General features: G+C 73.2%; 12 protein-coding genes. 6 read left to right on the top strand and 6 right to left on the bottom strand.

Translation table 11 applies throughout. From position 1 onward, the window contains the following. The gene (locus tag ABZ842_RS24785) at positions 1-909 is read left to right on the top strand and encodes an acyl-CoA dehydrogenase family protein (RefSeq protein ID WP_361540578.1); all 909 of its coding nucleotides are present in this window, start codon (positions 1-3) and stop codon (positions 907-909) included. Positions 910-1309: 400 nt separating this feature from the next. Beyond that, positions 1310-1780, top strand: a complete 471-nt coding sequence (locus ABZ842_RS24780) for an ATP-binding protein (RefSeq protein ID WP_361540575.1) — start codon at positions 1310-1312, stop codon at positions 1778-1780. Between the two features lie 101 nt (positions 1781-1881). Here the strand turns inward: ABZ842_RS24780 and ABZ842_RS24775 are convergent, their stop codons facing one another. Continuing rightward, complete coding sequence (locus ABZ842_RS24775; RefSeq protein WP_361540573.1) at positions 1882-2808, bottom strand: cyclase family protein; 927 nt, start codon at positions 2806-2808, stop codon at positions 1882-1884. A 133-nt stretch (positions 2809-2941) separates the two neighbouring features. Between ABZ842_RS24775 and ABZ842_RS24770 the strand changes: the two genes are divergently transcribed. Genes ABZ842_RS24770 through ABZ842_RS24760 form a run of 3 tightly spaced genes read left to right on the top strand, consistent with a single transcriptional unit; the run spans position 2942 to position 6242 of the window. Further along, entirely contained in the window at positions 2942-4003 is a 1062-nt protein-coding gene (locus ABZ842_RS24770) for an SDR family oxidoreductase (RefSeq protein WP_361540571.1), read from the top strand. A 14-nt stretch (positions 4004-4017) separates the two neighbouring features. Continuing rightward, positions 4018-5193: an acyl-CoA dehydrogenase family protein gene (locus tag ABZ842_RS24765; protein ID WP_361540568.1), complete on the top strand. Its 1176-nt coding sequence runs from the start codon at positions 4018-4020 to the stop codon at positions 5191-5193. After that, complete coding sequence (locus tag ABZ842_RS24760; RefSeq protein WP_361540565.1) at positions 5190-6242, top strand: Zn-dependent alcohol dehydrogenase; 1053 nt, start codon at positions 5190-5192, stop codon at positions 6240-6242. The genes ABZ842_RS24765 and ABZ842_RS24760 overlap by 4 nt, the downstream gene beginning before the upstream one ends. A gap of 25 nt (positions 6243-6267) precedes the next feature. Here the strand turns inward: ABZ842_RS24760 and ABZ842_RS24755 are convergent, their stop codons facing one another. Both ABZ842_RS24755 and ABZ842_RS24750 read right to left on the bottom strand, forming a co-directional pair. Next, a complete protein-coding gene (locus ABZ842_RS24755; RefSeq protein WP_361540562.1) occupies positions 6268-6984 on the bottom strand; it encodes a hypothetical protein in 717 nt (238 codons plus the stop codon). 118 nt (positions 6985-7102) lie between these two features. Beyond that, entirely contained in the window at positions 7103-8092 is a 990-nt protein-coding gene (locus tag ABZ842_RS24750; RefSeq protein ID WP_361540559.1) for a helix-turn-helix domain-containing protein, read from the bottom strand. Between the two features lie 86 nt (positions 8093-8178). On the opposite strand from ABZ842_RS24750, the gene ABZ842_RS24745 reads away from it, so the two are divergent. Beyond that, positions 8179-9453 (top strand): MFS transporter, encoded by a 1275-nt coding sequence (locus ABZ842_RS24745; RefSeq protein WP_361540704.1) that lies wholly within the window; start codon positions 8179-8181, stop codon positions 9451-9453. Positions 9454-9805: 352 nt separating this feature from the next. Here ABZ842_RS24745 and ABZ842_RS24740 read toward each other — a convergent pair whose 3' ends face one another. The 3 genes from ABZ842_RS24740 to ABZ842_RS24730 all read right to left on the bottom strand — a co-directional run bounded on the left by ABZ842_RS24740 (position 9806) and on the right by ABZ842_RS24730 (position 11788). Next, complete coding sequence (locus ABZ842_RS24740; protein WP_361540556.1) at positions 9806-10315, bottom strand: FBP domain-containing protein; 510 nt, start codon at positions 10313-10315, stop codon at positions 9806-9808. Positions 10316-10334: 19 nt separating this feature from the next. After that, a complete protein-coding gene (locus ABZ842_RS24735; protein WP_361540701.1) occupies positions 10335-10988 on the bottom strand; it encodes a flavin reductase family protein in 654 nt (217 codons plus the stop codon). A 68-nt stretch (positions 10989-11056) separates the two neighbouring features. Continuing rightward, the gene (locus tag ABZ842_RS24730) at positions 11057-11788 is read right to left on the bottom strand and encodes an enoyl-CoA hydratase-related protein (RefSeq protein WP_361540698.1); all 732 of its coding nucleotides are present in this window, start codon (positions 11786-11788) and stop codon (positions 11057-11059) included. Positions 11789-11855: the final 67 nt, after the last annotated feature.

Here is an 11855-nt window from a genome sequence, read left to right as displayed (position 1 = left end):
GTGCGTTTTCAGCTCACCGACGACCAGCGGGTCCTGAAGGCCGCCACACGAGAGTTGGTGGAGCGCGTGTGGCCGGCCGAGGCGCTGCGTGCCGCGCTGGAGGGGGCGCCGGCCCTCGACCGCCGGGTGTGGACGGCGCTGGCCGAGGCGGGGGTGTTCGCGCTGCGGCTGCCTGAGGCGGAGGGAGGCGTGGGCCTCGGGCGGGCGGAGGCTGTCCTCGTCTTCGAGGAGCTGGGGCGGGCGCTGGCCCCCGGGCCGCTGGTGGCGACCCATCTTGCCGCCGGGGTCGTGCCGGGGGCGGCGACGGGGGACCGGGTGGTGGCCCGGGTGGACGGCGGGTTGGTGGCGTGGCTGGCCGCGGCGGATGTCGTCGTCGCCGAAGCGGCGGGCGGTGCGCCCGTGGACGCATCCGGGGCCGTGACCCTGCGGTCCCTGGATCCGCTGACGCCGTTGCACCGCGTCCCGGCGGGCGTCGAGCCGGCGGGTTGGGACGCGGAGGCCGCCCTGCTCGTCGCCGCCGAGCAGTTGGGCACCGCGGCCCGGGTCACCGATCTGGCCGTACGGTACGCGAAGGAGCGCGAGCAGTTCGGGCGGCCGGTGGGCGCCTTCCAGGCGGTGAAGCACCTGTGCGCCGACATGCTGGTGCGTACGGAACTCGCCCGCGCCGCGGTGTACGGGGCCGCCGTCACCGGGGACCGAACCGAGGTCGCCGGTGCGAAGCTCCTCGCGGACGACGCCGCCGTACGGGGCGCCCGCGACTGCCTCCAGGTGTACGGCGGCATGGGCTTCACCTGGGAGGCGGACGTCCATCTGCACCTCAAACGCGCCTGGGTGCGGGCCCGGATGCGGCCCCGGGCCACCGAGGCGGAGGAGGTCCAGGCGCAGGCGCTGACCGCCGCGTCGCTATAGCACCATTGGGCGTGACGGTGCGTCGATATCGGGTTGTGTCCTTCGGATGACTCGTCACGGGCCGTCGTCGGGCACTCGCTCCGGTACGCTCCGTGAGGTGCGAGTCGTTCCGAGGCGTAACGGCCCCGGTGTTGCCGCTGTGGCGGCTCCGGGCGTGAGAAAGTGCGCCGCTCACACCCCTGGTGAGCGGGCTGCGCGCTTCTGTTCGACTCCTCGCAGCAGGCGTCGCACAGTATGCACCAAGCGTCATCCTTCGCGCTGGAATATGCCCGAAGCGCTTGTTGCCGTGACTGTACGTCAACCATGCTGTCCCGTAGGGGAGTCACGCACGGTGACTCTCTCGGGAGAGACCCAGTCGAGGCGCGAGGCGTTGTGTCCGCCGGTTCGGATGGTGTGAGCGGTGCAGGTGCTCCAGGTTCAGTTGGAGGTCGGTCCCGATCCCGCGGAGGTGGGGCGGGCCAGGAGATGGGCGCGTTCCCGGCTGGTGGGATCCGGCATACAGCACGATGAGCCGCTGGCGGAGACGCTGATCCTGTTGATCTCCGAACTGGTCACCAACGCCGTGGTGCACACCGGCTGCCCCGCCGTGCTGCGGATGCTCTTCGGCTCGGGCAAGGCGGAGGCGGGCACGGTGCGCGTGGAGGTCGCGGACAACTGTGCGCGTCCGCCACGGCGGCGCACGGCCGAGGACGACGAGACCAACGGCCGCGGGCTGGAGTTGGTCGACGGCCTCGCGGACCGGTGGGGCTGGGAGCGCGAGGGCGCGGGCAAGGCGATCTGGTGCGAGGTGGACCGTGCCGTGCCGGTGATCGCGTCGTACCGCAGGGACGTCCGGGCGGGGGCGCGCGTGCTGGCCGGAGCACATCGGTAGCTGCACGGCGAGGAAGCCGGCCGGACATGGCCGTCGTGCCTGCCGTGGCCGTCGTACCTGCCGTGGCCGCCGTGGCCCCCGGCGGCGCGGCTGCGGCGGCTCTAGAGGACGGCGACCGGGGACACCGGGGTGCCCGTGGCGCCGAGGAAGGGTTCGGGCATGGCCGAGAGGAGGAAGGCGTAGCGGGACTCTTGTGCACAGGCTGTGGACAGAGTTTCCAGGTTCCAGTTCTGGCCCTGGATCATGCCCATTTCGACGAGGTCGAGGGCGTGGACCGCTAGCCACAGGTTCTCGATCTCCGGGGGGATGATCTCGAACGAGAGCGTGTCCGTGGCGACCGCGGCCACGTCGTGGGCGTGGAACCACTCCGGCGTGCGCACCGAGAGGCCGGGCGACGGGAAGCCGTAGCCGTGCTTGTCGCCGTCCAGGAGCAGTCGCAACTGGCCGGTGCGGATCAGCAGCACGTCGCCCGCGGTCACCGTGACGCCGCCGAAGTCGGCCGCCTCCGCCAGGTCCTCGGGCGTCACCGGGTGGTCGGGCGGCAGGCGGTCGAGGCCCTTCGCGCGGGCGACGTCGAGCAGTACGCCCCGCGACACCACGTGCGGCACCTTGTCGATGCCGCTGAAGCGGGCGCGGTCGTGCGGGGTGATGGTGTCGGCCGGACGGCCGTTGTAGATGGTGCCGCTGTGGGAAACGTGGGTCAGGGCGTCCCAGTGCGTGGCGGCCTGGAGCGCCATGGTCACGGTGTCGTCGCTGGTGGCCACGGCGTCGGGGCCGAACATCTCGTAGTTGATCTGGATCATGGTGTGCAGGGGGTTCGTCCGGCCCGGGATGAGGCCCGTCTGGAGGCCGTCGCGGTGCAGCGGCAGGGCCAGCGGTATGCGGCGGCCGGTGCGGACGGTCGCGGCGGCGGTCCGTACGACCTCGTCCGTGACGAGGTTCAGGGTGCCGAGTTCGTCGTCCGCGCCCCAGCGGCCCCAGTTGTTGACGCGCCGGGCGATCTCGTGGAACTCCGGTGGCAGCGGCATCGGGACCGACCTCCATGGGGCGCCTCGGGGATGCCCCGGGATCCTTCGGATGCCCGGGAACGGGGGGTTGTGCTGGGGCGTCCAGCTCCCCGTAAAATCTAACGGTCCGTCAGAAACCGTGGAAGGGGCCGGTGTGGGTAACTTCTTGGCAGACAAGGTCATCGCCGTCACGGGCGCGGGCCGCGGCATCGGACGGGCGGTCGCCCTCGCCGCCGCAGCCGAGGGCGCCCGGGTCGTCGTCAACGACCACGGCGTCTCGATCGACGGCGCGGAGCCCACGTCCGAGGTCGCCGACTCCGTCGTGGCGGAGATCGCCCGGGCCGGCGGCAGCGCGACCGCCGTCGCCGACGACATCGCGACCATGGCCGGCGGTCAGCGCCTGGTGGACGTCGCGCTCGCCGAGTACGGCCGGCTCGACGGCGTCGTCTGCGTCGCCGGCATCCTGCGCGAACGCATGCTCTTCAACATGTCCGAGGAGGAGTGGGACCCGGTCGTCGCCACCCACCTCAAGGGCACCTTCACCGTCTTCCGCGCCGCTTCCGCCGTGCTGCGCAAGCAGGGCTCCGGCACCCTCATCGGCTTCACCAGCGGAAACCACCAGGGATCCGTCGCCCAAGCCAACTACTCCGCGGCCAAGGGCGGCATCATCTCGCTGGTGCGCAGCGCCGCGCTCGGCCTGCACAAGTACGGCGTGACGGCGAACGCGGTCGCGCCCGTGGCCCGCACCCGGATGTCCGCGAACGTCCCCATGGAGCTCAAGGAGATCGGCGAGCCCGAGGACGTCGCCGCGCTCGTCGTCTATCTGCTCTCCGACCGCGCCCGCGAGATCACCGGGCAGGTGTACACCATCGCCGGCCCCAAGATCGCGGTGTGGGCGCAGCCGAGGGAGCTGCGCGCCGGCTACGCCGAGGGCTCCTGGACGCCGGAGAAGATCGCCGACTTCCTGCCCGGCACGGTCGGCGTCGACCCCATGCCCATGCTCGCCGCACTGGAGGAGATGGCGCGGGCCGCCCGAGCCGGCGACCGCCCCAACACGGCGAACCGCCTCAACACCGGCGACCGCGACCGCCCCAACACGGGTGACCGTGCGAACACCGGCGACCGCGACCGCCCCAACACGGGTGACCGTGCGAACACCGGTGATCGCCCCAACACGAGTGACCGCGCCAACGTCGGCGACCGCCCCGACGCCTAGGAGAGGGGACGGCCGTGGACGACGACGCCGACTTCCGCCGTCGGGCCCGCGCCTGGCTCGACGCGCACGTGACCGAGGAGCACCGACGCATCGGCGGCGGCCCCGGCAGCGAACACCTGGGGACGGCCGAGCGCCGCGCCTGGGAACGCGAGCTGGGCCGGGCCGGTTGGATCGGCCTCGGCTGGCCCGAGTCCGGCTGGGGCAACCGCACCGCCACCCTCGCCCAACAGGTCGGCTGGGCCGAGGAGTACGCCCGCTCCGGCGCGCCCGCCCGCGTCGGCCACATCGGCGAGAACCTGCTCGCCCCCACCCTCATCCGCTTCGGCTCCCCGGCCCAGAAGGAACGCTTCCTGCCGCCCGTCGCCCGCGGCGACGAGCTGTGGTGCCAGGGCTTCAGCGAACCCGGCGCCGGCTCCGACCTCGCCGGGGTGCGCACCTCGGCCGTGCGCGACGGCTCCGCGTACCGCGTCACCGGGCAGAAGGTGTGGACCTCGCTCGCGCAGGACGCCGACTGGTGCTTCGTGCTCGCCCGTACGGAAGCGGGCTCGGCGCGCCACCGCGGGCTGTCGCTCCTGCTGGTGCCGATGGGCCAGCCCGGCGGACGGATCGAGGTGCGGCCGATCCGGCAGCTCACGGGGACTAGCGAGTTCAACGAGGTGTTCTTCGACGGGGCCGTGGCCAGCGCGGAGCACGTCGTCGGCGGGGCGGGCAACGGCTGGCGGGTCGCGCTCGGCCTGCTCGCCGTCGAGCGCGGCGTGTCCACCCTCGCCCAGCAGATCGGCTTCCAGGCGGAGCTGCGCGAAGTGGTCCGTACGGCCGTCGCCACGGGCGCGGCGGAGGACCCGGTGCTCCGCGCCCGGCTCGTACGGCAGTGGGCGGAGCTGCACGCCCTGCGCTGGAACGCCGTCGAGACCCTGGGCGACGACGGGGACCCGGGCGCGCCCAGCGTGGCCAAGCTGCTGTGGGGCGGCTGGCACCGGCGGCTGGGGGAGCTGGCGGTGGCCGTCCGGGGCGCCGCGGCGACCGTCGGCCCGGGCGACTGGCACCCCGCCGATCCGTACGGACTCGACGCCGCGCAGCGGCTGTTCCTGTTCAGCCGGGCCGACACGATCTACGGCGGCTCGGACGAGATCCAGCGCAACATCGTCGCCGAGCGGGTACTCGGCCTACCGAGGGAGCCACGGGCATGAGGGGTGTCGTGTTCGACGGGAGCCGGCCGCGGGTCGTCGACGACCTGGAGGTACGGGCGCCGGGCCCGGGCGAGGTGCTGGTGGCAGTCGCCGCCGCCGGGCTGTGCCACAGCGATCTGTCGGTGCTGGACGGGACGATCCCGTTCCCGCTGCCGGTGGTGCTGGGGCACGAGGGCGCGGGCGTCGTCGAGGAGGTCGGGCCCGGGGTGCGGCACGTGGCGCCCGGGGACCACGTCGCGCTGTCGACGCTCGCGAACTGCGGGGCGTGCGCGGACTGCGACCGCGGCCGGCCCACCATGTGCCGTGCCGCGATCGGCCGTCCGACCAGGCCGTTCTCCCGGGGCGGCGAGCCGCTGCACCAGTTCGCCGCGAACTCGTCGTTCGCCGAACGCACCGTCGTCAAGGCGGTGCAGGCCGTCCGCATCCCGCGCGACGTCCCGTTGACGTCGGCCGCGGTGCTGGGCTGCGGGGTGCTCACCGGCGTCGGCGCAGTGCTGAACCGGGCGAAGGTCGGCCACGGCGAGAGCGTGGTGGTGATCGGCGTGGGCGGCATCGGCCTCAACGTCATCCAGGGCGCGCGTCTCGCGGGTGCCACGACGATCGTGGCCGTGGACACGAACGCGGCGAAGGAGGCGCCGGCGCGCACCTTCGGCGCGACGCACTTCCTCGACTCCGCGGCGCAGGTGAAGAAGGAGGTGCTGGCGACGGGCGCCGACCACGTCTTCGAGTGCGTGGGCCACACCGGGCTGGTCCGGCAGGCCGTCGACCTCCTCGACCGCGGCGGGCAGGCGGTGCTGCTGGGCATGACCCCGCCGAAGGCGGAGGCCAGCTTCCTGCCGGCGGCGATGTTCCTCGACAAGTCGATACTGGGCTGTCGGTACGGCTCGTCCCGCCCGCAGCGCGACATCGCGCTGTACGCGGAGCTGTACGGGCGCGGGGCGCTGCTACTGGACGAGTTGGTGACGGAGACGTACCCGGTGGAGGACTTCACGAGGGCGGCGGACGACGCGCACCACGGGCGGGTGGCGCGCGGCGTGTTGACGTTCTGAGCAGCCGCGGCGCGCTGCACGTCGGTCAGTTCTTCTCGTGCTTCTCCCATGAGATCTGGAAGTAGCTCTCCCTGCGGAACTCCACCTGGAACACGGTGTCGTGGCGCTCGCGCACCTGGGCCGCGGTCGTGCCGGCCGGCTCGACCACGCAGCGTCCGCTGTCGTTGGACAGCCGCTGCTCGGGGCAGTACATGTGCGGGTCCTGGACCGTGGAGCCCGACAGCGGATCGTCCCACGACACCACGGTGCTGGGCTCGGACAGCGTTGGAGGCCCGAGCTTCACCCCGTTCAGCACGCCCTTCAGCCGGTAGTAGTCCAGGGCGCGCTTGACCGAGTCGTCGCCACCGAGTGCGGTGCCCCACGCGCCGAGCGCGGCGGCGTCGATCTTGCGCAGCACGGTGGGTACGGGCGTGTCGGTGCCGTAGTACGCGTACGCCTGCATCGAGCAGTTGAAGGCATACGGGTCCTCCTGCGCGTCGAACAGTTCCGGGCGCTGGCCGCCGCCGCAGCTCCACTGGAGGTGGAGGAGCGCCGGCTTCAGGTCCGTGCCCTTCGTGAAGGCGGCCACGCGCTCGCGCAGGGCCCGTTCCGCGTCGGCCCGGTTCGACCCGGCCTGCGGCGAGGAGCCGTAGCGGCGCATCTCGTCGCTGCTGAGTTCGCCGTTGTCGAGGGCGCAGGAGGCGAGCGAACCGGTCAGCAGCAGGACGCCCGCCAGCGCCGCCCACTTCGTCCGTCGTCGCATCCCGCCCCGTCCTCCGTATCCGTACCCGGAGGCCATGATCGCCCGATGCGCCCGGGGCGGGCACGGGGCGCCTGCTCAGCGAGGTGAGTACGCGTACGGATGGGCGGCCGGGCGGCCGTCATGCGCAGGGCGCGCGGTGGCCGTCGGGGCGGAACGTCCTGCGGTACGCCGTGGGGGACACCCCGAGCGCGGCTTGCAGATGGCTGCGCATGGACTGCGCTGTGCCGAAGCCCGCGCCGCGGGCGACCTGGTCGACGGAGAGGTCCGTGGACTCCAGGAGCTGGCGGGCACGCTCGACGCGCTGTTGGGTGAGCCACTGGCCGGGGCTGACCCCGACCTCCTCGCGGAAGCGGCGGGTGAACGTGCGTACGCTCATCGCCTCCTGCTCCGCGAGGTCGCGCAGCTGGAGGGGTTCGTGGAGCCGGCCCAGCGCCCACGCCCGGGCCGCGGACGTGGTCGCCAGCTGGGCCTCGGGCACCGGGCGGCTGATGTATTGGGCCTGGCCGCCGTCGCGGTGCGGCGGTACGACGCTCTTGCGGGCGGTCTCGTTGGCGACGGCGGCGCCGTGGTCGCGGCGCACGATGTGGACGCACAGGTCGATGCCGGCGGCGACGCCGGCCGAGGTGAGGACGTCGCCGTCGTCCACGTACAGCACGTTCGGATCGACCCGCACCGAGGGGAAGAGCTGCTGGAAGCGGTCCGTCCAGCCCCAGTGGGTGGTGGCCGGGCGGCCGTCGAGGTAGCCGGCGGCGGCGAGGAAGAAGCTGCCGGTGCAGATGGAGGCGATCCGGGCGCCGGGCCGGATCGCCGCGAAGACGTCCGCGAGCTGCGGCGGGAGGCGGCCTTCGGCGTAGAGCACGGCGGGGCGGTACGCGGCGGGCACGATCACGGTGTCCGCGCCGGCCAGCTCCTCGACGCCGCGCTCCACGTTCACCTCGAAGTCGGCGGTGGTGGGGACCGGGCCCGGGTCCGGGGTGCAGCTGACGACCTCGTACAGCGGGTCGCCGGCGGGCGTCGTGGCCCGGCCGAAGATCCGGTGCGGGATGCTCAGCTCGAACGGGATGACCTCGGGGAGGACGAGGACCACGACGCGATGCGGATCGGCCATGGCCCGATCCTAGCGAATGCTGTCCTTCGGGCCACTCGATGCGGGATCTCGGGCCACGGAAGCTGTACGCCGTGACCACATCGCAGATCGAGAACTCAGCCTTCGGCGGCGTCGGGGCGCCCCGCGGGCGCCGCCCTCCGCGGATCCACCGCGCCTGGTACGTGGCCGCCGTCACCTTCGTGACGATCATCGGGGCGGCGGCCTTCGCGTCGCTGCCCGGCCTGTTGATCGAGCCGCTGCACGAGGAGTTCTCCTGGTCGCGCGGGACGATCGGGTTCGCGGTCTCGGTGAACCTGGCGCTGTACGGGCTCACCGCGCCGTTCGCCGCGGCGCTGATGGACCGCTTCGGCATCCGCCGCGTGGTGGCCGTCGCGCTCACGGTCATCGCGGCCGGCTCCGCGCTCACCGTCGTGATGACGGCCGCGTGGCAGTTGGTGCTGTACTGGGGCGTCCTCGTCGGCCTCGGCTCCGGCTCGATGGCGCTCGCCTTCGCCGCGACCGTCACCAACCGCTGGTTCGTCGCCCGCCGCGGCCTGGTGACCGGCATCCTCACGGCGGCGGGTGCGTCCGGGCAACTCGTCTTCCTGCCGCTGCTGTCCTGGCTGGTGGAGCAGCACGGCTGGCGCCCCGCGGCGATCACGGTCGCGCTCTCCGCGCTGGCCGTCGTCCCCTTCGTCTGGCTGCTGCTGCGCGACCACCCGGCGGACGTCGGACTGGCCCCGTACGGCGCGAAGGAGGCGGTGGCGAAGCCGGCGCCGGTACGGGGGGCCGCGCGGCGGGCGCTCTCCGTCCTGTTCCGGGCGGCCCGCACCGGGCCGTTCTGGCTGCTGGCCGGCACCTTCGCGATCTGTGGCGCCTCCACGAACGGCCTGATCAAGACGCACTTCGTGCCCGCCGCGCACGATCACGGCATGGCGATCACCGCGGCGGCTTCGCTGCTGGCGGTCATCGGCGTCTTCGACGTCGTCGGCACGATCGCCTCCGGGTGGCTCACCGACCGCTTCGACGCGCGGCGGCTGCTCGCGGTGTACTACGCGCTGCGGGGCGTCAGCCTGCTGTTCCTGCCGATGCTGTTGGCGCCGACCGTGCAGCCGCCGATGATCTTCTTCATCGTCTTCTACGGCCTGGACTGGGTCGCGACGGTGCCGCCGACGATCGCGCTCTGCCGCGAGCACTACGGCGAGGACAGCGCGATCGTGTTCGGGTGGGTGCTGGCGTCGCACCAGGTGGGGGCGGCGGTGGTGGCGTTCGGGGGCGGGGTGGCGCGGGACGTGTTCGGGTCGTACGACGTGGTGTGGTACGCGTCCGGCGCGGTCTGCGCTGCGGCGGCGCTGATGTCTTTGGTGATCCGTCGCGCGTAGCGCGACGTATCCCCCTGCCCTGCGGGCGGCCTGGCGCCCGCGCCGTTTCCCCGCGGGTTGCTTGGCCCCCGCGCCCCGGTGGTGGGCTTGTCGCGCAGTTCCTCCCCCTTGGCCCTAGAGGGCCTGGGGGGACCCCCAGCGCCCCTGGCACGCTCGCCGTTTCCCTGCGGGCTGTTTGGCCTCTGCGGCCCGGTGGTGGGCTGCTCTCGCAGTTCCTCGCGCCCCTGTTTCGCTGTTCCCGTCACTTGTCTGCGGGCTGGGGCAGAGGCTTTTAGGGGCGCGGGGAACTGCGCGAACAACCACAACGGTGCCGCGGAGACTAGCCGGCCGTGGTGCAGCGGCAGCGGGAGCCTTACGCGGGGGCGGTCACCTTGGTGATGAACGTGGTGAGGTTGCGGTGGAGGCGGGCGACCTTCTCGTCGAGGGGCAGGTGTTCCTCGGTGCGCAAGGTGCGGAGCTTTGGGGTGCGCTTGCCGCGGACGTACAGCGAGCACGCCAGGTCCGCGCACACGTACGCGCCCACCGTGCTGCCCTCCCGCCCCCGCGCCCCCGCCAGGGGCGCGGCGAGGAGGGTGACGCCGGAGGACGCGTGCGAGGTGATGCAGAAGTCGCAGATGCTGGACTTGAACACGCTGGAGTTCCGCGTGCTCGGCACCCGCAGGCCCAGGCCGAGCGGGTCGCCCGTCGGCTGCGGTACGACGACGTACGCGCGCAGCGGCGCGCCGGGGTCGATCCAGCCGAGGTAGTCGAGGTCCGACCAGGGGAGCTCGGCGAAGTCCAGGGGGAGGCGGAGCCGCTTCGCCTCGCCCTTCGTGCAGTTCACGAAGGACGCACGGATCTGCTGGTCACTGAGCGGTTCCATGAAACGGACGATACGCACGTCACGACGGTGCGGCACCCTCTTTTTCCGGGTGGTCCCCCGCCAGCCGGCGGAACCGGCCGCGGTGGAACACCAGCGGGCCGCCGGCCTCGGTCGGCGCGCCGAGCGCCGTGACCCTGCCCACCACGATCAGGTGGTCGCCCCCGGTGTGCACGGCGTGGACGGCGCAGTCGACCCAGGCCGTGACGCCCGCCAGCAGCGGCGCGCCGCTGACCGGTGCCGGCCGGTGGGCGACCCCGGCGAACTTGTCCGCGCCGCTCACCGCGAAGCCGCGGCACAGCTCGCCCTGCTCCTCGCCGAGCACGTTGACGCAGAAGGACCCGGCGCGGGCGATCCGCGGCCAGGTCGTGGAGGTGCGGCCGACCATGAAGGCGATCAGCGGCGGGTCGAGCGACAGCGACGAGAAGGACTGGCAGGCGAAGCCGGCCGGACCGGCGTCGTCGTGCGCGGTGACGACGGTGACGCCGGTGGCGAAGTGGCCCAGGACGCGGCGGAACTCGCCGGGGGCGAGCGGTGGCCGTTCGTCCTGCCGTACGGCCCGCAGCTCGGGGCGGGGGTGCGCTTCGTAGGGCGCCGGCGGCGCGGCGGCCTCCGGCGCGGCGGCGTCCGCGGCGGCACCCACGGAGCGGAGGTAGCGGACGGCGGTGGCGGCCATGGCTGCGTGTCCCATCACACCTCCATTGAAACTGACGGTTCGTCAGAAAGGAAGCCCTCGCCGTCGCGTCAGCGCCCCCGGTACTCGGGCGTTCGACGCGCCACGAAGCTCGCCACGCCCTCCTGTGCGTCCCGCGTCCCCATGTTCAGCTCCTGCGCCGTCGCCTCCGCCGCGAACGCGGTCGTACGGTCCGACTCCAGCGATGCGTTCACCAGCTGTTTCGTCAGGGCGATCGCCCGCGTGGGGCCGCGGGCCAGCCGCTCCGCCCACTCCCGCGCCGTCCGCGCCAACTCCTCGGCTGCGACGACGCGGTTGACAAGTCCGATGCGTTCGGCGTCCGCCGCCGAGAGTGCGTCGCCGAAGAACATCAGCTCCTTCGCGCGCTGCGGCCCCACCAGCCGGGGCAGCAGATACGCCCCGCCGCCGTCCGGGACCAGTCCGCGGCGCACGAACACCTCGATGAAGCGGGCGTCTTCGGACGCGAGCACCAGGTCACAGGCGAGGGCGAGGTGCGCGCCGAGCCCCGCGGCGGTGCCGTTCACCGCCGCGATCACCGGCTTCTCGCAGTCCAGTACGGCCGCGACGAAGCGCTGTGCCCCGCCCCGGATCAGCCGCGCCACGTCCCCCACGACCCGGTCCCCGGCCGGGCCGCCCGACGGCGGTGCGCCGCGCAGGTCCGCGCCCGCGCAGAAGCCCCTGCCCACCGCGGTGATCACCACCGCCCGCACCTCCGGGTCGGCGGAGGCGTCCGCGAGCAGGTCCGTGATCAGCTCCCGCTGCTCCCAGGTGATCGCGTTCATCGCCGCGGGCCGGTTCAGCGTGATCCAGCTGACGCCGTCCTCGATCCGGTGCAGCACCTCCGCGCCG

The organism is Streptomyces sp. NPDC047315, from assembly GCF_040643215.1.
Classification (GTDB): Bacteria; Actinomycetota; Actinomycetes; order Streptomycetales; family Streptomycetaceae; genus Streptomyces.
The sequence above is the reverse complement of the archived record's forward strand: the minus strand, read 5'-3'. Positions and strand labels throughout refer to the sequence as shown.

Coding starts and splice junctions, on each gene's coding strand:
- ABZ842_RS24775 (WP_361540573.1), bottom strand. CDS start 2,808: ATGCCGCTGCCACCGGAGTTCCACGAGATCGCCCGGCGCGTCAACAAC.
- ABZ842_RS24760 (WP_361540565.1), top strand. CDS start 5,190: ATGAGGGGTGTCGTGTTCGACGGGAGCCGGCCGCGGGTCGTCGACGAC.
- ABZ842_RS24755 (WP_361540562.1), bottom strand. CDS start 6,984: ATGCGACGACGGACGAAGTGGGCGGCGCTGGCGGGCGTCCTGCTGCTG.
- ABZ842_RS24750 (WP_361540559.1), bottom strand. CDS start 8,092: ATGGCCGATCCGCATCGCGTCGTGGTCCTCGTCCTCCCCGAGGTCATC.
- ABZ842_RS24740 (WP_361540556.1), bottom strand. CDS start 10,315: ATGGAACCGCTCAGTGACCAGCAGATCCGTGCGTCCTTCGTGAACTGC.
- ABZ842_RS24735 (WP_361540701.1), bottom strand. CDS start 10,988: ATGGCCGCCACCGCCGTCCGCTACCTCCGCTCCGTGGGTGCCGCCGCG.
- ABZ842_RS24730 (WP_361540698.1), bottom strand. CDS start 11,788: ATGAACGCGATCACCTGGGAGCAGCGGGAGCTGATCACGGACCTGCTC.